The following is a 19,043-nucleotide window of genomic DNA, read 5'->3' on the forward strand; positions in this document are numbered from 1 at the left end:
AAAATAAAGGTTGTATCGTCTTCTGAGCGTGAAGACGCAGCATGATGCGCGATTCTGTGGCGGTAATCGAACAGGAACAGGAAAATGAATTCCAAAGTCAGGATCCCGGTTCCGCCCGGCGGGCAAACGCAGGAGAAAATTGCCTACATCCGCCAGATGCTCGGCGAGCTTCGCGCTGTAGCCGACGCGGAGGGGGCGGAGATGCTGCGTTACCTGATCGAGATGGCCTACGTCGAGGCCGGCGACATCCAGGCCGGCCTGCGGCCCATGTCAATTCGCGGCGAAAGCAACAAGCCCGCCGGGATAGCGGTGGAGCCTACCGGCAAGATCCAGCTCTAGCAGAACGAGATAGACGGTCGCTGCCGGAAGTTCGGTGTGACGGATGATCTCATCGATCTCGACCGGGGTTGGCCCCAGGGCGGAGGCGATGTGGTCGCGATCGCCATCGTTCGGGGGGAGGGGGATGTCGTTGCTGTCTACTGCAGGCTCGTCTGCGCCGCTCACGGACTGGAACATGTCGGGTTCATGCAGCGGCGCCAATGCCTCCAGCACATCGGATGCGTTCGTCGTGACGATGGCGCCATCTTTCAGCAGGGCGTTCGTGCCGTGCGCGCGTGGATCGAGCGGGGAGCCAGGGACGGCAAAGACGAGCCGGCCGAAATCGGCAGCGTTGCGGGCGGTGATCAGCGAGCCGGAACGGTTGGCGGCTTCCACGACGACCAGTCCCAGGCCGATTCCGGCGATCAGCCGGTTGCGGCGCGGAAAATCCCGCGCCCGTGGTTCCCAGCCGAATGGCATCTCGCTGACGGCAAGCCCGTTTCCATTCGTGATCTCGTCAAGCAGGCCGGTATTTTCCGGCGGATAGGGCTGGTCGAGTCCGCCCGCCATCGCCGCAATCGTACCGGTGGCGAGGCTGGCACGGTGTGCTGCGGTATCAATGCCGCGGGCGAGACCGGAAACAACGACATAGCCGGCAGCGCCGAGATCCCGCGCCAACATGGCGGCGAATTTCGCGCCGACGATGGAAGCGTTGCGGGATCCGACGATGCCCACGGCGACATCATTGGCGACGCGCAGGTTTCCTTTCATGGCAAGGAGCGGCGGCGCTCCGTCGATCTTGCGGAGCAAGGCAGGGTAGTCGGGCTCGCCGATACCGACGAAAGCTGCTTGGTGCCGATACGCAAGGTCGAGTTCGCGTTCGGCATCGGCACGGCTTGCGATCCGGATCGCGCGTGCCGCGCCACCGCGACGGGAAAGCTCCGGAAGCATTTCCAGCGCGGTTTCGGCGGTGCCGAAATGATTGATGAGATCTCGGAAGGTGACGGGGCCGACATTGTCGCTGCGGATCAGCCGTAGCCAGGCGATCCTCTGTTTCTCCGATAGCGCTATTCCCTGCCTGCCTGCGCCATCGGACATGTGTTCCCCCGAGCTTAGCCCTTGTCGCCGATCCTGCTCTCTGTACCGCTCATGAGCCGCGCAATGTTGGTGCGGTGCTTCCACCAGGTAATCAGGGTGAGAACCGCGAAGAGCAGTGCCACTTTCTCGTTACCCAAGATCCACAATACAACCGGACTTGCGGCCGTTGCAACCAGGGCGGACAGAGAGGAATAGCGGGTCAGATAGGCGACGGCGAGCCAGATGGCGGCGAAGACTGCGAGCATGATCGGCGCCAGACCAAGCAGAATGCCGAGATAGGTGGCGACGCCCTTGCCGCCCTTGAAACCCAGCCAGATCGGGAAAAGGTGGCCGATGAAGGCGGCGAAGCCGGCGGCAATGCCAGCGTCGATGCCCCAGCGTGACGCGATCGCGGCAGCGGCGGTTCCCTTCAGGGCATCGAGAACGAGGGTGGCCGCGGCGAGCTTCTTGTTACCGGTGCGAAGCACGTTCGTAGCGCCGATGTTGCCGGACCCGATCGTTCGGACATCTCCAAGCCCGGCCAGGCGTGTGAGGATCAAGCCGAACGGGATCGAGCCCAGCAGATAGCCGAAGGCGAGGCTCAGAAGCGTCGGCAGCGGCCCCAACTGCCAAGTGAATAAGTCGGACACTCTGTAATATCCCCCGAGATCGCTTGTCGGCTTGCCGATTGACGCCTCTCATCCGGCTGCTGCCAGATGTGCGGCGAATCTCCCTTATCGCGTCGAATGCACACGCTTTCCCGCAACATAGGTTTGAACGGCACGTCCCGTAAAGCGCCCATCTTCGAACGGGGTATTCTTCGAGCGCGAGACGAATCCGTCCTTCGCGGCGATCCAAGGCTCATCCAGATCGATCAGGGCGATGTCGGCAATGGCGCCGGGCTTGAGCGTGCCGGCATCGAGACCGAAGATCCGGGCGGGGCGCGTGGACATGGCATCGATGAGGCGCATCAGGCCGACATCACCGCTGTGATGCAGGCGAAGGGCGGCGGCAAGTGATGTCTCAAGGCCTACGGCGCCATCTGCGGCGTCGGCAAAGGGCAGGCGCTTGGTGTCGACGTCCTGCGGGTCGTGCGAGGAGACGATGATGTCGATCGTGCCGTCGGCCAGTGCCTCGACCATCGCCTTGCGGTCGTCTTCGCCGCGCAGCGGTGGCGACAGCTTGAAGAAAGTGCGGTACTCGCCGATGTCGTTCTCGTTCAGCGTCAGGTGGTTGATCGAGATGCCGCAGGTGACGTTGGCGCCGCGGCCGCGGGCGACGCGCATGGCCTCTGCCGATTCCGGCACCGAGATCTGTGCTGCATGGTAGGCGGCGCGTGTCAGCCCGGCGAGGCGCAGGTCGCGCTCAAGCGGGATAAGCTCCGCCTCGCGCGGCGTGCCGGAAAGGCCGAGCCAGCTTGCGAGCAGCCCCTCATTCATCACGCCGCCGGCGCCGAGATACTTGTCGCGGGTCTCGAGTGCGATGACGGCACCAAATTCGCGCGCATAGGTCATTGCCCGGCGAAGCACCTGGCTGTCATGCATCGCATGGCGACCGTTGGTGAAGCAGACGGCGCCGGCTTCGCGCAGAAGGCCGAACTCGGTCATCTCGGTGCCAGCGAGCCCCTTGGTGAGGGCGGCGGCCGGGTGAACATGGACGATCGCCTTGTCGCGCGCCGTCTTCAGGACGTACTCGACCAGCGCGATGTCATCGATGACAGGATCGGTGTCGGGCATTGTGATGAAGGAGGTGATGCCGCCGACGGCGGCCGCGCGCGAGGCGGACTCGATCGTCTCACGGTGCTCTGCCCCCGGTTCGCCGATGAAGACGCGGGCGTCGACAAGACCGGGAGCGGCGACGAGGCCGCTGCCGTCGACGATCTCGGCTCCTTCAGGCGCTCCCTGGTTCAGGGCTCCCTTGCCGGCCGCAGAAATCCTGCCGTTCTGGATGACGATCGCTCCGGTCTCGTCGAGGTTATGCGAGGGGTCGATGATGCGGACGTTCTGGATGACGGTCGGGCGGGTCATGCGCGCGGTCCCTGGTTCTGCGAGACGAGGAGGGTTTCCATGACCGCCATTCGGACGGCGACGCCCATCTCCACCTGCTGCTCAATGACACTCTGCGGTCCGTCCGCGATTTCCGAGGCGATCTCGACGCCGCGGTTCATTGGGCCGGGATGCATGACGAGTGCATCCTCCTTGGCGGCCTTCAGTTTCTCCGCATCGAGCCCGTAGTAGCGGAAATATTCGCGCACGGACGGGACGAAGGCGCCCGACATGCGTTCGCGCTGCAGGCGCAGCATCATCACGACGTCGGCGTCCTTCAGGCCTTCTTCCATGGAATGATAAACCTCGGCGCCCATCTGGGCGATGCCGCTCGGAAGCAGCGTTGCGGGCGCCACGACGCGCACCCGCGCGCCCATGGCGTTGAGGAGCAGAATGTTGGAGCGCGCGACGCGCGAGTGCAGCACGTCACCGCAGATCGCGACGATGATGCGCGAGAGCTTGCCCTTGGCGCGGCGGATGGTGAGCGCGTCGAGCAGCGCCTGGGTCGGATGCTCGTGCTGGCCGTCGCCAGCATTGACCACCGAGCAGGAGACCTTTTGCGCGAGAAGAGCTGCAGCACCGGCAGACGAGTGGCGCACGACCAGCACGTCCGGGTGCATGGCGTTCAGCGTCATCGCCGTGTCGATCAGCGTTTCGCCCTTCTTCACCGAGGAATTGCCGACCGACATGTTCATCACGTCGGCGCCGAGCCGTTTCCCCGCGAGTTCGAAGGAGGACTGCGTGCGCGTCGAAGCCTCAAAGAACAGGTTGATCTGGGTGAGGCCCCTCAGCGTCGAGGTCTTTTTCTCCCGCTGCCGACTGATGTTGACGGCGGCGTCTGCCTTGTCGAGCAGGTGGGTGATTTCCGGCTCGGTCATACCCTTGATGCCGAGCAGGTGGCGATGCGGAAAGGAATCCATTGGGGTCGCCTCAACTGTCTTGAATACGCGGGGTCTATAGAGGCTCATCATCCCTGCGGCAAGGCGGCAGACGGGCCAGTCTGCCCGATCACGCTCTTTTGTCGGCATTCTTTTGAGGTACGGCCGCCATGTCCCCGTTTCGTCATGCGAGCAGTTAGGTTAGAACCGCTGCATGACTCAACTGACCCGCACCGAACAAACGCTCGCCGACCTGAACCAGCCGAAACTCTGGACGGGCATCAATGCCTATCGGTCCGATCCATTGCTGGTCGATGGCACTGCATCCCTGCCGAAGGCGCTGCGCGACGAGTTCGATGCACTCGGCCGCCATGTCACCGCACCGGAGATGCAGGAGCTGGCGCGGATGGCAAATGAATCGCCGCCGCAGTTGCGTACCCACGGGCCGCGCGGCGAGCGCCTCGATGCTGTCGATTTCCATCCTGCCTGGCACGCGCTGATGCGCCGCTCCATGACAAGCGGTCTGCATTCCTCGATCTGGGAAAATCTGCCGGAGGAAAGAGGCAGGGCGCACAAGGCCCGTGCAGTCCGCTTCTATCTCACGGCTCAGCTCGAAAGCGGCCACCTGTGCCCGTTGACGATGACCAGCGCCTCGGTGGCGGCGATCTCCGCTTCGCCCGTCGTGCAGCGCGAATGGGGCCGAGGCATCCTGTCGCGCAAGTATGACAGCACCAACCGCCCTGCCATGCAGAAAACGGCGATCACCATCGGCATGGGGATGACTGAGAAGCAGGGCGGTACCGACGTGCGCGCCAATACCACCACCGCCGAGCGTGTGGGCGAGGGGATCTACCGGCTCAGCGGCCACAAATGGTTCATGTCGGCGCCGATGAGCGACGCCTTCGTCATGCTGGCGCAGACCCGCGACGGCATGGGGTGCTTTCTCGTGCCGCGCCTACTGGAGGACGGGACTGCGAACGGTTTGCGGTTCCAGCGTCTGAAGGACAAGATCGGCAATCGTTCGAACGCCTCCGCGGAGGTCGAGTTCACCGATACCTTCGGCTTCCTGCTCGGCGCGCCGGATCAGGGCATCCGTACCATTCTCGACATGGTGACGTTGACGCGGCTCGATTGCGCGCTGGCCTCCAGCGGCATCATGCGCGCCTCGCTCGCCGAAGCCGTGCACCACACGCGCGGTCGAAAGGTGTTCGGCAAGGTTCTGGTGGAGCAGCCGATCATGACGCGGGTTCTGGCCGACATGGCCTTGGACGTCGCGGCGGCAACCGCGCTGTCGTTGCGTCTGGCCGAGGCCTTCGACCGGGCGCCGGTCAGCGCGGATGACGCGGCCTATGCCCGGGTCATGACGCCGGTGACCAAATACTGGTGCTGCAAGATCGCGCCGGCCCTGATCTACGAAGCCATGGAGTGCATCGGCGGCAGCGGCTATGTCGAGGAGCGCCCGATTGCCCGCCACTACCGCGAGGCGCCGGTCAATGCGATCTGGGAAGGCTCGGGCAACGTGATGGCGCTCGACGTCCTGCGCGTGCTGTCGCGCGGAAAGGACCTGTTCGAATCGGTCTTCGCTGGGATTGCCCGCGATCTCGGGCCGTCCGGCCGCAAGACCGTCGAGGTGCTGCGTGCCGCCACGTCGCTCTGTGAGCGCGACGAGGGCGCTGCCCGCATGCTGGTCGAGCAGTTGGCACTTTCTGCGGCTGCCGCCGAACTCAACCGGATCGGCGCAGGCCGCATTGCCGATGCCTTCCTGGAGACGCGCCTGGCCGCAGGATGGCGGTCGACCTACGGTATGCTCGATTCCCGCTTCGACTCGGCCTACATCGTCGATCTGCTCTACCCGGCCGCGTAACCGGCCAGCATCAGGACCAGCGGGATCGTGAAGAACGACGCCACGGTCTGCAACGTGGCGACGGCGGCATAGAGCGGTGCGTCGCCTCCCATCTGTTTGGCAAGCAGATAGCCGTTCATCGCCGTTGGCACGCTCGCGCCGAGCGCCACGGTTAGAAGGGCTTCTCCGCTGATGCCCGCGAACCAGGCGGCGCCGGTCATCATCAGGGGCATGAAGAGCAGCTTCAATCCGACAGGGAGAATTGCGATTGCTCGCGGCTTCAAGGCGTCCGCTATCCTCAGTCCGGCACCAACCATGACGAGACCCAGGCTGAGCGACGATTCGGCAATGAGGTCGATGGTCTCCATCAACGGTGCGTACAGGCGGATGCCAAGGAGATTGAAGAGGGTGCCGAGAGCTGCCCCGATGATCAGTGGATTCGTTACGATCTTCGTCAGGAACGCGCGGATATTGCGTGCGCCGCCGCCGAACCAGACCAGGATGGCGATGTTGTAAAAGTTGATCGGGATGATGATGAGCGACATGATCAGCGCCAATATCGCCATGCTGCCCGGCCCGTAGAGTTTGTCGGCGATCGCAAGGGCGATGAAGCCGTTCCAGCGGGTCGACGTCTGGAACACGGTGGTAAAGGACGGTGCCGATATGCCGGCTCCGCGAAAGAGCGGCCAGCAAAGAAGGATCGCACCGGAAATCAGTGTCACGGAGCCTATCGACGTGGCAGCAAGCGTGCCTGCGGCGATGCCTCCGAAATCCGCCTGTGCCAGCGTGGAAAAGAGCAGCGCTGGAAACAGCACGTAGAAGCCAAGCTGTTCCACGCCAAGCCATAGGCCATCATCGATCTTCCGCCAGCGCTTGAGCAGCGTTCCGAGAATGACGAGCAGGAAGACGGGCAGGGTGCTTTCGAAGATAACGAGCATTCTGATGGTGACCGGGATGCATTTATTGGTCCGTCATTTCACGTGTCCGTGAAGAGGGCAACCCGGAAGGTTGATCCTCAACGATCGGCTCTATCTCATTGGACGAACCGAAAGGTTGCGGATCGCGGTCGCCGCAGTGGCCGTGTGGAAATTAACCTTAACGGAGAGTTTACATTGCACCCCTGCGCAGGAGGGAGGAAAGTGTCTTCGTTAAGAAATCATTAACCATATGAAGGCGCGGCACCTTGATGAAAGCGGTTCCGACATTGGCCATGACGGCCTTCTTCGCCGCCCTGGCGCTCAACATAGCCATACCCGCCGTCGTGCTGCTGAGCCTGGCCGCTGTGCGTGAAATCGGATTGGCGATGGGGACCGTGTTCGTCAGTCAGGGGAGGACGGTATGAAGTGGTTTTTGGTCCTCTGGGCGGGTCCGATCGCGCTTCTCGGTAGCTGGTACGGCCTGTCCTACTACGACATGAGCTTCGGCATCTTCATGCTGACGCGCGATGCGCACGACCTGGTGTTTCGCATCTACGGCCACGTCCTCGGCATTGCGCCGGAAAGCATCCCGCCGCTGGTCGCCCGTGCCATTGTGGTCGATAGCCTGTTCGTCTTCGCCATCATCGCTTTCCGCCGCCGCAAGCGCATCGCCGCATGGTGGCAGGCACGGCGTCAGCCGTCGTCGGAAGTAACTGCTGACCTGCCAAGCGCCGAGAGCCTGTCGAGCGCTCCCTGAAGGATGAACGAGGCGGCGGCGGAATCGATCCGTTCCGCACGCTTCTTGCGCGATACGTCCATCTCGATCAGCGTCCGTTCGGCAGCGACCGTCGAAAGCCGTTCGTCCCAGAAGACGAAGGGAATATCCGTCTTCTCGCTCATCGAACGTACGAAGGCGCGCGTCGCCTGAACGCGCGGGCCGGCGCTGCCGTCCATGTTGACAGGCAGGCCGATGACGAAGGCCGCGATCTTCTCCTTTGCGGCAAAGGCGAGGAGCGTTTCCGCGTCGATACCGAATTTTACGCGCTTGAGCACGGGACGCGGGGTGGCGAGCCTGCGGCCGAGATCGGAGATGGAAAGCCCGATCGTCTTGGTGCCGAGGTCGAGACCGACGATCGGTTGACCGGGCTTCAGGACCGCGGCGAGCTCTTCAATGGTCATCGTGGCCATGAGCGTGGCGCCTACCGCTTGCGGACGAATTCCGTGCGCAGCACGAGTCCCTTGATCGTCTCGTGGCGGCAGTCGATTTCCTCCGGATTGTCGGTCAGGCGGATCGTCTTGATGACCGTGCCCTGCTTGAGCGTCGTGGTCGTGCCCTTCACCTTCAGGTCCTTGATGAGCGTCACCGAATCGCCGTCAGTAAGAACGTTGCCCGCGGCGTCGCGCGCCACAGGCTGGCTGGCGGCGGCTGCAGCCGCGACTTCGGAGGCCGGGCGCCATTCGCCGGTGACTTCGTCATAGACATATTCGTCGTCTTTGTCGGCCATGCTAGTCTCCATCAGAAAGCCTGGAAATCCGGCTGCATCATCGCTGGCCGGGTGCGATAGCGAAAAGCTCGTCACCAGGCGGTATCAAGGGCATCCGGCAGCGTGGGCGTGCCATGCTCTATGTCATCGCGCCATGCTCTATGGCATAAGGCGGCGGAAGTCCAACGGGAGAACACCATGAAGATCACCTGGCTCGGCCATTCGGCCTTTCATATCGAGACGGGAAAACAAAAATCCTGATCGATCCGTTTTTCACGGGTAACCCGTCCTTTGACGAATCGACCCGCAGGGATGCGACCGCCGGCCTGACCCATATCCTGTTGACGCATGGCCACGGCGACCACGTCGGCGATACGGTGAAGATCGCCAAGGAAGCCGGCGCGACGGTCGTTGCGAATTTCGACCTCGGCATGTGGCTCGCCCATAAGGGCGTCACCAAGCTCGAGCCCGGCAATACTGGTGGCACGATCCATCTCGGCGGCTTCTCCGCCACCTTCGTCAACGCGCTGCATTCTTCCGCCCATATCAGCGAGGATGGCGTTTCCCATTCTCTCGGCAACGCCAACGGTCTGGTGCTGCACTTCGATGACGAGCCCACTCTCTATCACATGGGTGATACGGATATCTTCTCTGACATGGCGTTGATCAACGAGTTGCATCAGCCGGAGATCGGCCTTGTGCCGATCGGCGACCGCTTCACCATGGGCGGTGCCGTCGCCGCGCTGGCCTGCCAGCGCTTCTTCAAGTTCGGCACGGTCATTCCTTGCCACTACGGCTCGTTCCCGATCATCGACCAGACAGCCGACACCTTCGTCGCGGCGATGAATGGGACGAAGGGCAAGGTCGAGGTGCCCAAGGTGGGTGGGTCGGTCGCTGTTTAACACCCTCAAGGGGTGGAAAATGAGTGCTTCGGCCGCCGCGTCGTCAAACAGAGCGGTTTTGCCCGCCTGAAAGATAGGGGCGAATTGCTCGAGTGTCTGCTGGGTGGCGCGGGATTGCGCCGTACGCCCGTTGCATAGGGTCGATCTGGCCTTTATAGCGGGTATGAAATTTCCGACCGGAGAATGCCGATGTCTGTCGATCTTGCCACCGTCAAGCGCGTGGCCCATCTCGCCCGTATTGCGGTCAGCGAAGAGGAAGCCCAGCGCATGATGGGGGAGCTGAATGGCATCCTCGGCTTCGTTGAGCAGCTGAGCGAAGTCAATGTCGAGGGCGTCGAGCCGATGACCTCAGTCACGCCGATGGCGATGAAGGAACGCGACGACGTCGTGACCGACGGCAACAAGGCGGCCGACGTGGTTGCCAATGCGCCGGTGTCCGACCGCGATTTCTTCCTCGTGCCGAAGGTCGTGGAGTAAGCCCTTGGCCGTTTCGATCGCCGTCGAAAGCCCGCTGCAGGACGAGGTGCGCGAACTGATTGCGGAGCTGAACGACGTTCTGCTGACGCTCTCGCCGCCCGAAGCCTGCTACCACCTGACGGTGGAGCAGATGGCCGAACCCGGCGTGACCGTTTGGATCGCGCGCGAGGACGGCAAGGCAATCGGCTGCGGCGCGCTGAAGCGCCATACGGCTGACGTTGGCGAAGTGAAGCGGATGTATACCCGGCCTGGCTGGCAGGGCAGGGGCGTCGGCCGCGAGATCCTGTCGACGATCGTAGGTACCGCCGAAGCGGATGGACTTGCCGAACTCGTGCTCGAAACCGGAGACCGGCATCCCGCCGCCTGGGCGATCTACGAGAAGGCAGGCTTCACGCGTTGCGGCCCGGTGCTCGACTACCCGGACAGCCCCTATTCGATATTTTACCAGAAGCAGCTTGGACGCGCCTCCAGCGCTGCGTGACCGCGAAAAGATAGAACCATGACCGATCTGACCCGCCTGACCATTGCCGAAGCCCGCGAAAAGCTTGGCGCCAAGGAGATCAAAGCCGTCGAACTGACGGACGCCTATCTGTCCGCGATCGACGCCGCCAATGGTGCGCTCAACGCCTATGTCACCGTGACGCCGGAGAAGGCGCGCGAGATGGCCAAGGCTTCGGACGCCCGCATCGCCGAAGGCAAGGCCGGCGCGCTGGAAGGCATTCCGCTCGGTATCAAGGACCTGTTCGGCACCCGTGACATCCACACCCAGGCCTGCAGCCATATCCTCGACGGCTTCAAGCCGAAGTACGAATCCACCGTCACCCAGAACCTCTGGAACGACGGCGCCGTCATGCTCGGCAAGCTGAACATGGACGAGTTTGCCATGGGTTCGTCGAACGAGAGCTCCTATTACGGTCCGGTAAAGAACCCGTGGCGTGCCAAGGGCTCTAACCTCGACCTCGTGCCGGGCGGTTCCTCGGGCGGTTCCGCGGCCGCTGTCGCCGCGTTCCTCTGCGCTGGTGCGACCGCCACCGATACCGGCGGCTCGATCCGCCAGCCGGCTGCCTTCACCGGCACCGTCGGCATCAAGCCGACCTATGGTCGCTGCTCGCGCTGGGGAGTCGTTGCCTTCGCCTCGTCGCTGGACCAGGCCGGCCCGATCGCCCGCGACGTGCGCGACGCAGCGATCCTGTTGAAGTCGATGGCAAGCGTCGATGCCAAGGATACGACCTCCGTCGACCTGCCGGTGCCGGATTACGAGAAGTCGATCGGCCAGTCGGTCAAGGGTATGAAGATCGGCATTCCCAGGGAATACCGCGTCGACGGCATGCCTGATGAAATCGAGGCGCTTTGGCAGCAGGGCATCGCCTGGCTCAAGGAGGCCGGTGCCGAGATCGTTGACATCACCCTGCCTCACACGAAATACGCGCTGCCGGCCTACTACATCGTCGCGCCGGCAGAGGCTTCGTCCAACCTCGCCCGCTACGACGGTGTGCGCTATGGCCTGCGCGTCGACGGCAAGGACATCGTCGACATGTACGAGAAGACGCGTGCTGCCGGCTTCGGCCAGGAGGTCAAGCGCCGCATCATGATCGGCACCTACGTGCTGTCCGCCGGCTACTACGACGCCTATTACCTGCAGGCGCAGAAGGTCCGAACGCTGATCAAGCGCGACTTCGAACTCGCTTTCCAGGCTGGCGTAGACGCAATCCTGACACCGGCGACCCCGTCGTCTGCCTTCGGCATCGCTGACGAGGACCTCGCCTCCGATCCGGTCAAGATGTACCTGAACGACATCTTCACCGTGACAGTGAACATGGCCGGCCTGCCGGGTATCGCCGTTCCCGCCGGCCTTGATCACAAGGGTCTGCCGCTCGGCCTCCAGCTGATCGGCAAGCCGTTCGAGGAAGAGACGCTGTTCCGAACCGCGCACGTCATCGAACAGGCCACCGGCCGTTTCTCACCCCAGAAGTGGTGGTAGGCGAGCCCCTCGCCAAGCAGTGATTCGGATGGTCTAATGAGGCCGGGGAAGGGGCCGGCTTCATGACGACAATTCGATATGCGCGCGCTGATGACGTGCCAGCGCTTGCCGAGATCGGCATGCGTGCCTGGGAACAGGCGGTAACGGGTGTTGCGGACCTTGATGCGCTGAGAGATAGCGCGCACATGGCATTCCTGCAGTTCCTTGCGTCAAACTGGCTGACCGTCATCGTCGCAGAACAGGCCGGCCGCATCGCCGGATGGGCGGCGCGCGAAAAGTTGGACGAGGAGATCACCGATCTCTGGGTAGATCCGACCCTGCAGCGCCAGGGCGTGGGAACGGCGCTCCTGACTGCGCTGGAAGATGAGATACGCCGGTCCGGGTTTGAGGTGGCCAATCTGCAGACCCATGCCCGCAATGCCTCGGCGCTCGCCTTCTTTCGCAAGCATGGCTACGCAGTGAACTGGCTGTCCGTCACCTATTCGCCAAAACTCGATCGCGACGTGGAATCGGTGGGGCTGCAGCGGCAGTTGATAGAGGAGCAGGTGTTCGGCTATGGGCCGGGTGGCTTCTGAACGCCTGAACGCATGCGAAATGCGCGCGGCCGAGGCCGCGCGCTCTTTGCTACCGGTTGTCCAGCTGCGAACGCACCAGTACCAGCCCGCGCTGTGTGATGCGGTAGGGCTTTCCGCCATTGGACGCGATGCATTTGCGCCGCTTCAGCTTTCTGAATAGTTCCATGTTCAGGCCGCTTGCGCGCCATCCGTCGCGAGTGACGCAATGGACGCTGATGATGGTGCGGGTGTCGTCTCGTTCGATTTCGATCCTGCCGCCCTGGGCAAGCATGTGGAGAATGCGCTGTTCCGCGCGGGAAATATCCATTATTTGGTGAAGTCCGTAAGGCGTTCTTCGAGAACGCGAAAAAACGATCCGCCCGGCAATGCCAGGCAGGTGAAGCGTTTTTTCTGGCCCATGCGCGCAAGCTAGAGTTTGCGGGCAGGGCCCTTAGCGGGTCTCACTCAAAGAATACATAAAGGGCTCCCCAATGGGTGGGTGGAATTTATGAAGGCGCGCCGAGCCAGTCAAGGCTCCGGATCACAAGCTGGATGATCCAGTGGGGCGCAATGATCCATATGACTGTCAGTGCAAGCTGGCAGCCGATGATGAGCCTCAGTATGGACCGGAACGGCTCCTTGCGCGTCTTGTGCCGCAACAGCCTCTGGGCGAGAACGGCCCCGAGACTTCCGCCGACAAGAGCAAGGCCGAGCAGCGTGCGTTCCTGCACGCGCCACTCGCCCGCGCGTGCAGCCTCCTTGTCCCACCAGAAGACAAGGAATGTCGTCAAATTCAGCAGCAATAGAATGGCAAGGACCATAAGGACGTTCATGCTGCGAGCCTATCTGGATCCGGTTAAGATGCCGCTATCCGGTATGTGGCTCCAGTCGGTGCTGCGCGAACCGGTGAAAGCCTTGCGCCGCCTGCCCATATGGTCTACCGACACAGTTCGAAAATCAGGCACCTGAAGCGACTTCCAAAGAGCTCACCATGACCATTGTCGACGTCCGTATCTCCGAACCGAAACGCTACATCCCCGGCGCCACCGGCGACTGGGAAGTCATCATCGGCCTGGAGGTGCACGCCCAGGTCACCAGCAATTCGAAGCTCTTCTCCGGTGCATCGACCGAGTTCGGCAAGGCGCCGAATGCCAACGTTTCGCTCGTTGATGCCGCCATGCCCGGCATGCTGCCGGTCATCAACGAGGAATGCGTCAAGCAGGCGATCCGTACCGGCCTTGGCCTGAAGGCGAAGATCAACAATCGTTCGATCTTCGACCGCAAAAACTACTTCTACCCGGACCTACCGCAGGGCTACCAGATTTCACAGTACAAGGATCCGATCGTCGGCGAAGGCAAGATCGTCATTTCCGTCGGTCCTGACCGTCAGGGCCAGTTCGAGGATGTCGAGATCGGCATCGAGCGCCTGCATCTGGAGCAGGATGCCGGCAAGTCGATGCACGACCAGCACGCCACCATGTCCTATGTCGACCTGAACCGCTCGGGCGTGGCGCTGATGGAGATCGTCTCCAAACCCGACCTGCGTTCCTCTGACGAGGCGAAGGCCTATGTCACCAAGCTTCGCACAATCCTGCGCTATCTCGGCACCTGCGACGGTAACATGGACGAGGGGTCCATGCGTGCCGACGTCAACGTCTCTGTCCGCCGCCCGGGCGAGGGCTTCGGCACGCGCTGCGAGATCAAGAACGTCAACTCCATCCGCTTCGTCGGCCAGGCAATCGAATATGAAGCCCGCCGCCAGATCGGTATTCTGGAGGATGGTGGCGTGATCGATCAGGAGACGCGCCTGTTCGACCCGAACAAGGGCGAGACGCGTTCGATGCGTTCCAAGGAAGACGCGCACGACTACCGCTATTTCCCCGATCCGGATCTGCTGCCGCTGGAGTTCGACGACGCCTATGTCGAGGACCTGAGGGTGCATCTGCCGGAACTGCCGGACGACAAGAAGGAGCGCTTCGTGCGCGAACTCGGCCTGTCCGTCTACGACGCCTCGGTCCTCGTCTCCGAAAAGGCGATCGCTGACTATTTCGAGGCTGTGGCGAACGGCCGCGACGGCAAGCTTGCCGCCAACTGGGTCATCAACGACCTGCTAGGCGCTTTGAACAAAGCCGGAAAAGCCATTGAAGAGACGCCGGTTTCTCCTGGTCAGCTCGGCGGCATCATCGACCTCATCAAGGATGGCACGATCTCCGGCAAGATCGCCAAGGATCTGTTCGAGGTCGTCTGGAACGAAGGCGGCGTGCCGGCGGAGATCGTCGAAAGCCGCGGCATGAAGCAGGTGACGGATACCGGCGCCATCGAGAAGGCCGTGGACGAGATCATCGCCGCCAACCCGGATCAGGTCGCAAAAGTCGTCGCCAAGCCGTCGCTCGCCGGCTGGTTTGTCGGGCAGGTAATGAAGGCAACCGGCGGCAAGGCCAACCCGCAGGCCGTCCAGGCCCTCGTCAAGGCCAAGCTCGGCATCGAGGAGTAATCCGTGTTCTTCGTCCGAACGGCTTCGGAGCGCGATCTGGCGAAAGTCAGCGCGCTTCTGGCCGAGGCATGGCATGCGACCTATGATCCTCTTTATGGCGCCGAGCGGGTGGCGGAGATCACGGCGAAGTGGCATTCGGTCGAGGCCTTGAAGGTGCAACTCGCTCGCCGTGACGCCGAGTTCGTCGTCGCTGACGACGGTAAATTTCTCGGCGGCATGGGCTATGCCGCCATGTCGAAGACTGAGCCGAATGTCGCAATCCTACATCAGCTCTACGTTCTGCCGCAGCATCAGGGGCAGGGGATCGGACGTGAGATGTTCGCCGAGCTCGAGACCTGCTTTCCCGACGCGAAGGTGATGCGGTTGGAAGTGGACCCACAGAACGCGCGGGCGATCGGCTTTTACGAGGCGCATGGTTTTGCCAAGGTCGGCGAGACCGCTAACTGCGGCGGCGGCCATTCCGGTATCGCTGCGCTGATCTTCGAGAAGGCGCTCCGCTAGCAAGAGGCAGATTTTGTCGCTTGAAAGTCGAACTGTCGCGGCAAAACCGGCCGGAAGCGGCGGGAATCTCTGGACATTCAAGGTTTGCCGCGCCATAAGCGATTGATCATTTCGACAGCGGACCTGCAGGCGGCGGGTCTGTCCAAGGACGGTAATCATGAACCTTCTCAAGCAGATTTTTACCTGGTGGAACGGTCAGACCATCGGAACGCGCTTCCACACCTGGCGCAACGGCAAGAAGGTCGGCGAGGATCAGTTCGGCAACGTCTACTATCAGGGTGGCAAGGATTCGGAAGGCCGGACGCGCCGCTGGGTGATCTACAACGGTTATGCCGACGCCTCCGCGATCCCGCCAGGCTGGCACGGCTGGATGCACCACCGCACCGATGTTTCGCCCGCTGACGAAGATTACAAGGCGCGCGACTGGCAGAAAAACCACCGCCCGAACCCCACCGGCACGTCCCAGGCCTACCGGCCGCCGGGCTCGCTCGCCGTTCCGGGCGAACGTCCCCGCGTTACCGGTGACTACGACGCCTGGACACCGGGCGGCTGATACGCTTTCGCCACATTTGATGGTTAGCGCAAACGGTGCCGGCTTGAGCCGGAAACGGGATTTCGCAGGAGACATGGGCATGGCACCGGCCGGCAAGATGAGGATCGTTTCGCGGGCTGCTGCGGCAATTGCCGCGGCCGCGGTGACGCTCCTTTCCGCCGGCGTGCCGGCTGAAGCGGCCCGTATCGCCAACCCGGTCGCGGTCTTTTCCGGGCTCGACAAGATTACCGGCCGCATCACCTCCTTCGACGTCTATGTTGGTGAAACTGTGCAGTTCGGCGCGCTGCAGGTCACGCCGCGCGTCTGCTATAACCGCGACGACACCGAGGCGCAGAAGGTCGACTCCTTCGTCGAAGTGGACGAGATTACCCTGGATCGAAAGATCCGCCGTATCTTCACCGGCTGGATGTTCGCCGAGAGCCCGGGCCTGAATGCCGTCGAGCACCCGGTCTATGACGTTTGGCTCGTTGAGTGCAAAGCGAAGTCTGACGTGCCGCCGCCGGAATCGGCGGACGACAACTAAACTCTACGATTTCGCCAGAAATCCTGACAGCAGACAGTCTCAAAAGGGCAGGTCGGGCGACGCGAGCGCCTTGGCGAGCATGCCCTCGTAGTCGGCCTTCGGAACATCGATCGCGCCGAAGGTTTTCAGATGCTCGGTCGTGAACTGGGTGTCGAGAAGCCGGAAGCCTTTTTCCTTCAGCCGTTCGACCAGAAAGACAAGGCAGATCTTGGAGGAGTCGGTCCGCCGGGAGAACATGCTCTCGCCGAAGAAGGCGGCGCCAAGCGACACACCATAGAGACCGCCGACGAGCTTGCCATCTTCCCACGCCTCAACGCTGTGGGCGTGTCCCATGCGGTGAAGAGTGGCGTAGAGCGTCCTGATCTTGCTGTTGATCCAGGTGGACGGACGATCGGGTGCTGCCTCTGCGCAGGCCGCGATCACGGCCTCGAAGGCGGTGTCGACACGGATATCGTAGGGAGATTTGCGTATCTTCTTCGCGAGGCTTCGCGAAACGTGGAACTGATCCAGCGGGACCACGCCCCGAACGTCCGGTTCGACCCAGAAGAGTTCCGGGTCGTCGGCCGAATCGGCCATCGGGAAGAGCCCGATGGAATAGGCGCGCAGCAATAGCTCCGGTGTAACTTCCGGGGACCTGCCGCGCCGCCCTGCCATGTTCTGCCCCTAGACTGCAGTCTTGGCCAGATAGTTCTCCAGCCAATGGATGTCGTAGTCGCCGTTGGCGATGTCCTGATTGGCGATCAGTTCCTGGAAGAGTGGTAGCGTTGTCTTGATGCCGTCAATGACAAATTCGTCTAGCACGCGGCGTAGGCGCATCATGCATTCGACGCGGGTGCGTCCATGCACGATCAGCTTTCCGATCAGGCTGTCATAGTAAGGCGGGATACGGTAGCCCTGATAGGCACCCGAATCGACACGTACGCCCAGTCCGCCCGGAGCGTGGAAGTGTGTGATCGTCCCCGGAGACGGTACGAAAGTGCGCGGATCTTCGGCATTGATGCGGCATTCGATCGCGTGGCCGGAAAACTCGATCTCCTCCTGCGTCACCGATAATCCTGCGCCGGAAGCGACGCGGATCTGCTCGTGCACAAGGTCGATGCCGGTGATGGCTTCGGTGATCGGGTGCTCCACCTGTAGGCGCGTGTTCATCTCGATGAAATAGAACTCGCCGTTCTCATACAGGAACTCGATGGTGCCGGCGCCGCGGTATTTCATCTTCTTCATCGCGTCAGAGCAGATCTTGCCGATCTTCATGCGCTGGTCGACGTTCAGGGCAGGGGAGTTGGCCTCTTCCCAGACCTTCTGATGGCGACGCTGCAGAGAGCAGTCGCGCTCGCCGAGATGGATCGCGTTACCCTGACCATCGCCAACGATCTGCACTTCGATGTGGCGCGGATGTCCTAGGAACTTCTCCATGTAGACGGCGTCGTTGCCGAATGCCGCAGCTGCTTCCGAGCGGGCCGTTGCAACGGCCACTTCCAGATCTTCCTCGGTCCTTGCGACTTTCATGCCGCGGCCACCGCCACCGGCGGTCGCCTTGATCAGGACGGGGAAGCCGATCTTGCGGGCGATCTCCAGCGCGTTCTCGGGCTTCACTTCGCCATCAGAGCCGGGAACGACGGGAATGCCGAGTTCCAGGGCTGTCTTCTTGGCCGTGATCTTGTCGCCCATCAGGCGGATGTGCTCTGCGGTCGGGCCGATGAAGGTGATGCCGTGAGCATCCAGGATCTCGGCGAATTTGGCATTCTCCGAAAGGAAGCCATAGCCGGGATGGACGGCGTCCGCACCGGTGATCTCGCAGGCGGCGACGATCTGATGGATGTTGAGGTAGCTGTCGCGCGACGGCGGCGGGCCGATGCAGACGCTCTCGTCGGCGAGGCGTACATGCATGGCATCGGCGTCGGCTGTCGAATGCACGGCAACCGTGGCGATGCCGAGTTCCTTGCAGGCGCGCAGCACGCGAAGCGCGATCTCGCCGCGGTTGGCTATGAGGACTTTGGAAATCATCGCTCTGGCCTTACTCGATGATAACTAGCGGTTCGCCATATTCGACCGGAGCGGCGTCGGCGACAAGGATTTCCGTTACCTTGCCAGAGCGCGGCGCCGGGATCTGGTTCATCGTCTTCATGGCCTCGATGATGAGGATCGTCTGGCCTTCCTGAACTGTGGAGCCGACTTCGACGAAGGGGCGCGCGCCCGGCGCGGGCGAGAGGTAGGCGGTGCCGACCATCGGCGCTGTCACGGCGTTCTTGTTGTCGCGGGCAGCGGGAACGGCGGCCGCCGGAGCGGCTGCTGCAGCAGGAGCGGCGGCGGCTGCAAACTGAGCGGCAGGAACAGGAGCGGAGACGTATTGTGGCGTGCCGGCGCGCGAGACGCGGATGCGCAGTTCGTCCTGTTCGACTTCGATCTCGGTCAGGTCCGTCTCGTTGAGAATGTTGGCGAGATCGCGGATCAGTGCCTGATCGATGCCCTGCTTCTTGTCAGCCATTGGATTTA

The 19,043-nt window shown here is 62.5% G+C and carries 24 protein-coding genes and 1 pseudogene; 13 read left to right on the forward strand and 12 right to left on the reverse strand.

Annotated elements, in window-relative coordinates; genetic code table 11:
* Positions 1-84 precede the first annotated feature (84 nt).
* On the forward strand, positions 85-339 hold the full coding sequence (locus IB238_RS04365; protein WP_192243903.1) for a hypothetical protein: 255 nt from the start codon (positions 85-87) through the stop codon (positions 337-339).
* On the opposite strand, the gene dprA is transcribed toward IB238_RS04365, so the two are convergent.
* The 4 genes from dprA to IB238_RS04385 form a co-directional block, all read right to left on the reverse strand.
* Complete coding sequence (dprA, locus tag IB238_RS04370) at positions 271-1,416, reverse strand: DNA-processing protein DprA (RefSeq protein WP_192243905.1); 1,146 nt, start codon at positions 1,414-1,416, stop codon at positions 271-273. The two genes, IB238_RS04365 and dprA, sit on opposite strands and share 69 nt — an antisense overlap.
* Before the next feature lie 14 nt (positions 1,417-1,430).
* Positions 1,431-2,045: a glycerol-3-phosphate 1-O-acyltransferase PlsY gene (plsY, locus tag IB238_RS04375; protein WP_192243907.1), complete on the reverse strand. Its 615-nt coding sequence runs from the start codon at positions 2,043-2,045 to the stop codon at positions 1,431-1,433.
* A gap of 84 nt (positions 2,046-2,129) precedes the next feature.
* Positions 2,130-3,422 carry a dihydroorotase gene (locus IB238_RS04380; protein WP_192243909.1) on the reverse strand — a complete coding sequence of 431 codons (1,293 nt, stop codon included), beginning with the start codon at positions 3,420-3,422 and terminating at the stop codon, positions 2,130-2,132.
* Positions 3,419-4,360, reverse strand: a complete 942-nt coding sequence (locus IB238_RS04385; RefSeq protein WP_192243911.1) for an aspartate carbamoyltransferase catalytic subunit — start codon at positions 4,358-4,360, stop codon at positions 3,419-3,421. The genes IB238_RS04380 and IB238_RS04385 overlap by 4 nt, the downstream gene beginning before the upstream one ends.
* A 172-nt stretch (positions 4,361-4,532) precedes the next feature.
* On the opposite strand from IB238_RS04385, the gene IB238_RS04390 reads away from it, so the two are divergent.
* Positions 4,533-6,182 carry an acyl-CoA dehydrogenase family protein gene (locus IB238_RS04390; protein WP_192243913.1) on the forward strand — a complete coding sequence of 550 codons (1,650 nt, stop codon included), beginning with the start codon at positions 4,533-4,535 and terminating at the stop codon, positions 6,180-6,182.
* Here the strand turns inward: IB238_RS04390 and IB238_RS04395 are convergent.
* Positions 6,167-7,099: an AEC family transporter gene (locus IB238_RS04395; RefSeq protein ID WP_192243915.1), complete on the reverse strand. Its 933-nt coding sequence runs from the start codon at positions 7,097-7,099 to the stop codon at positions 6,167-6,169. The two genes, IB238_RS04390 and IB238_RS04395, sit on opposite strands and share 16 nt — an antisense overlap.
* A gap of 248 nt (positions 7,100-7,347) precedes the next feature.
* On the opposite strand from IB238_RS04395, the gene IB238_RS04400 reads away from it, so the two are divergent.
* Entirely contained in the window at positions 7,348-7,503 is a 156-nt protein-coding gene (locus IB238_RS04400) for a hypothetical protein (RefSeq protein WP_192243917.1), read from the forward strand.
* A complete protein-coding gene (locus tag IB238_RS04405) occupies positions 7,500-7,835 on the forward strand; it encodes a DUF6105 family protein (RefSeq protein ID WP_192243919.1) in 336 nt (111 codons plus the stop codon). The genes IB238_RS04400 and IB238_RS04405 overlap by 4 nt, the downstream gene beginning before the upstream one ends.
* On the opposite strand, the gene ruvX is transcribed toward IB238_RS04405, so the two are convergent.
* Both ruvX and IB238_RS04415 read right to left on the reverse strand, forming a co-directional pair.
* A complete protein-coding gene (gene ruvX / locus IB238_RS04410) occupies positions 7,772-8,266 on the reverse strand; it encodes a Holliday junction resolvase RuvX (RefSeq protein WP_192243921.1) in 495 nt (164 codons plus the stop codon). The genes IB238_RS04405 and ruvX overlap by 64 nt on opposite strands.
* An 11-nt stretch (positions 8,267-8,277) precedes the next feature.
* Positions 8,278-8,583 (reverse strand): alkylphosphonate utilization protein, encoded by a 306-nt coding sequence (locus IB238_RS04415; RefSeq protein WP_192243923.1) that lies wholly within the window; start codon positions 8,581-8,583, stop codon positions 8,278-8,280.
* Between the two features lie 177 nt (positions 8,584-8,760).
* On the opposite strand from IB238_RS04415, the pseudogene IB238_RS04420 reads away from it, so the two are divergent.
* The 5 genes and pseudogenes from IB238_RS04420 to IB238_RS04440 all read left to right on the forward strand — a co-directional run bounded on the left by IB238_RS04420 (position 8,761) and on the right by IB238_RS04440 (position 12,497).
* Positions 8,761-9,464 (forward strand): annotated as a pseudogene (locus tag IB238_RS04420) (metal-dependent hydrolase).
* Positions 9,465-9,653: 189 nt separating this feature from the next.
* Positions 9,654-9,941, forward strand: coding sequence for an Asp-tRNA(Asn)/Glu-tRNA(Gln) amidotransferase subunit GatC (gene gatC / locus IB238_RS04425; protein ID WP_192243925.1), 288 nt, complete (start codon positions 9,654-9,656; stop codon positions 9,939-9,941).
* Positions 9,942-9,945: 4 nt separating this feature from the next.
* Complete coding sequence (locus IB238_RS04430) at positions 9,946-10,422, forward strand: GNAT family N-acetyltransferase (protein ID WP_192243927.1); 477 nt, start codon at positions 9,946-9,948, stop codon at positions 10,420-10,422.
* 18 nt (positions 10,423-10,440) lie between these two features.
* Complete coding sequence (gene gatA, locus IB238_RS04435) at positions 10,441-11,922, forward strand: Asp-tRNA(Asn)/Glu-tRNA(Gln) amidotransferase subunit GatA (RefSeq protein WP_192243929.1); 1,482 nt, start codon at positions 10,441-10,443, stop codon at positions 11,920-11,922.
* A 62-nt stretch (positions 11,923-11,984) separates the two neighbouring features.
* Positions 11,985-12,497, forward strand: a complete 513-nt coding sequence (locus IB238_RS04440; protein WP_192243931.1) for a GNAT family N-acetyltransferase — start codon at positions 11,985-11,987, stop codon at positions 12,495-12,497.
* A 49-nt stretch (positions 12,498-12,546) separates the two neighbouring features.
* Here the strand turns inward: IB238_RS04440 and IB238_RS04445 are convergent, their stop codons facing one another.
* Both IB238_RS04445 and IB238_RS04450 read right to left on the reverse strand, forming a co-directional pair.
* A complete protein-coding gene (locus IB238_RS04445; RefSeq protein WP_192243933.1) occupies positions 12,547-12,804 on the reverse strand; it encodes a YjhX family toxin in 258 nt (85 codons plus the stop codon).
* 178 nt (positions 12,805-12,982) lie between these two features.
* Complete coding sequence (locus IB238_RS04450; RefSeq protein ID WP_192243935.1) at positions 12,983-13,309, reverse strand: DUF1294 domain-containing protein; 327 nt, start codon at positions 13,307-13,309, stop codon at positions 12,983-12,985.
* A 158-nt stretch (positions 13,310-13,467) separates the two neighbouring features.
* On the opposite strand from IB238_RS04450, the gene gatB reads away from it, so the two are divergent.
* The 4 genes from gatB to IB238_RS04470 all read left to right on the forward strand — a co-directional run bounded on the left by gatB (position 13,468) and on the right by IB238_RS04470 (position 16,547).
* On the forward strand, positions 13,468-14,970 hold the full coding sequence (gene gatB, locus IB238_RS04455) for an Asp-tRNA(Asn)/Glu-tRNA(Gln) amidotransferase subunit GatB (RefSeq protein WP_192243937.1): 1,503 nt from the start codon (positions 13,468-13,470) through the stop codon (positions 14,968-14,970).
* 3 nt (positions 14,971-14,973) lie between these two features.
* Positions 14,974-15,471, forward strand: a complete 498-nt coding sequence (locus tag IB238_RS04460) for a GNAT family N-acetyltransferase (protein WP_192243939.1) — start codon at positions 14,974-14,976, stop codon at positions 15,469-15,471.
* 157 nt (positions 15,472-15,628) lie between these two features.
* The gene (locus tag IB238_RS04465; protein ID WP_192243941.1) at positions 15,629-16,024 is read left to right on the forward strand and encodes an NADH:ubiquinone oxidoreductase subunit NDUFA12; all 396 of its coding nucleotides are present in this window, start codon (positions 15,629-15,631) and stop codon (positions 16,022-16,024) included.
* 97 nt (positions 16,025-16,121) lie between these two features.
* Positions 16,122-16,547 (forward strand): DUF2155 domain-containing protein, encoded by a 426-nt coding sequence (locus tag IB238_RS04470; RefSeq protein ID WP_192247342.1) that lies wholly within the window; start codon positions 16,122-16,124, stop codon positions 16,545-16,547.
* 39 nt (positions 16,548-16,586) lie between these two features.
* Here IB238_RS04470 and aat read toward each other — a convergent pair whose 3' ends face one another.
* The 3 genes from aat to accB are packed head-to-tail and all read right to left on the reverse strand — an operon-like array spanning position 16,587 to position 19,035.
* On the reverse strand, positions 16,587-17,201 hold the full coding sequence (gene aat / locus IB238_RS04475) for a leucyl/phenylalanyl-tRNA--protein transferase (RefSeq protein ID WP_192243943.1): 615 nt from the start codon (positions 17,199-17,201) through the stop codon (positions 16,587-16,589).
* A 9-nt stretch (positions 17,202-17,210) separates the two neighbouring features.
* Positions 17,211-18,554: an acetyl-CoA carboxylase biotin carboxylase subunit gene (accC, locus tag IB238_RS04480; protein ID WP_192243945.1), complete on the reverse strand. Its 1,344-nt coding sequence runs from the start codon at positions 18,552-18,554 to the stop codon at positions 17,211-17,213.
* Between the two features lie 10 nt (positions 18,555-18,564).
* On the reverse strand, positions 18,565-19,035 hold the full coding sequence (accB, locus tag IB238_RS04485; RefSeq protein WP_192243947.1) for an acetyl-CoA carboxylase biotin carboxyl carrier protein: 471 nt from the start codon (positions 19,033-19,035) through the stop codon (positions 18,565-18,567).
* Between the last annotated feature and the right edge of the window lie 8 nt (positions 19,036-19,043).

This window comes from Rhizobium sp. ARZ01, from assembly GCF_014851675.1.
Lineage (GTDB): Bacteria > Pseudomonadota > Alphaproteobacteria > Rhizobiales > Rhizobiaceae > Mycoplana.

Excerpts from the sequence above, each read along its gene's own strand:
- IB238_RS04365 (WP_192243903.1), top strand. The coding sequence starts at position 85 with ATGAATTCCAAAGTCAGGATCCCGGTTCCGCCCGGCGGGCAAACGCAG.
- dprA (WP_192243905.1), bottom strand. The coding sequence starts at position 1,416 with ATGTCCGATGGCGCAGGCAGGCAGGGAATAGCGCTATCGGAGAAACAG.
- IB238_RS04380 (WP_192243909.1), bottom strand. The coding sequence starts at position 3,422 with ATGACCCGCCCGACCGTCATCCAGAACGTCCGCATCATCGACCCCTCG.
- IB238_RS04385 (WP_192243911.1), bottom strand. The coding sequence starts at position 4,360 with ATGGATTCCTTTCCGCATCGCCACCTGCTCGGCATCAAGGGTATGACC.
- IB238_RS04390 (WP_192243913.1), top strand. The coding sequence starts at position 4,533 with ATGACTCAACTGACCCGCACCGAACAAACGCTCGCCGACCTGAACCAG.
- IB238_RS04395 (WP_192243915.1), bottom strand. The coding sequence starts at position 7,099 with ATGCTCGTTATCTTCGAAAGCACCCTGCCCGTCTTCCTGCTCGTCATT.
- IB238_RS04400 (WP_192243917.1), top strand. The coding sequence starts at position 7,348 with ATGAAAGCGGTTCCGACATTGGCCATGACGGCCTTCTTCGCCGCCCTG.
- IB238_RS04405 (WP_192243919.1), top strand. The coding sequence starts at position 7,500 with ATGAAGTGGTTTTTGGTCCTCTGGGCGGGTCCGATCGCGCTTCTCGGT.
- ruvX (WP_192243921.1), bottom strand. The coding sequence starts at position 8,266 with ATGGCCACGATGACCATTGAAGAGCTCGCCGCGGTCCTGAAGCCCGGT.
- IB238_RS04415 (WP_192243923.1), bottom strand. The coding sequence starts at position 8,583 with ATGGCCGACAAAGACGACGAATATGTCTATGACGAAGTCACCGGCGAA.
- gatC (WP_192243925.1), top strand. The coding sequence starts at position 9,654 with ATGTCTGTCGATCTTGCCACCGTCAAGCGCGTGGCCCATCTCGCCCGT.
- gatA (WP_192243929.1), top strand. The coding sequence starts at position 10,441 with ATGACCGATCTGACCCGCCTGACCATTGCCGAAGCCCGCGAAAAGCTT.
- IB238_RS04440 (WP_192243931.1), top strand. The coding sequence starts at position 11,985 with ATGACGACAATTCGATATGCGCGCGCTGATGACGTGCCAGCGCTTGCC.
- IB238_RS04445 (WP_192243933.1), bottom strand. The coding sequence starts at position 12,804 with ATGGATATTTCCCGCGCGGAACAGCGCATTCTCCACATGCTTGCCCAG.
- IB238_RS04450 (WP_192243935.1), bottom strand. The coding sequence starts at position 13,309 with ATGAACGTCCTTATGGTCCTTGCCATTCTATTGCTGCTGAATTTGACG.
- gatB (WP_192243937.1), top strand. The coding sequence starts at position 13,468 with ATGACCATTGTCGACGTCCGTATCTCCGAACCGAAACGCTACATCCCC.
- IB238_RS04465 (WP_192243941.1), top strand. The coding sequence starts at position 15,629 with ATGAACCTTCTCAAGCAGATTTTTACCTGGTGGAACGGTCAGACCATC.
- IB238_RS04470 (WP_192247342.1), top strand. The coding sequence starts at position 16,122 with ATGAGGATCGTTTCGCGGGCTGCTGCGGCAATTGCCGCGGCCGCGGTG.
- aat (WP_192243943.1), bottom strand. The coding sequence starts at position 17,201 with ATGGCAGGGCGGCGCGGCAGGTCCCCGGAAGTTACACCGGAGCTATTG.
- accC (WP_192243945.1), bottom strand. The coding sequence starts at position 18,554 with ATGATTTCCAAAGTCCTCATAGCCAACCGCGGCGAGATCGCGCTTCGC.
- accB (WP_192243947.1), bottom strand. The coding sequence starts at position 19,035 with ATGGCTGACAAGAAGCAGGGCATCGATCAGGCACTGATCCGCGATCTC.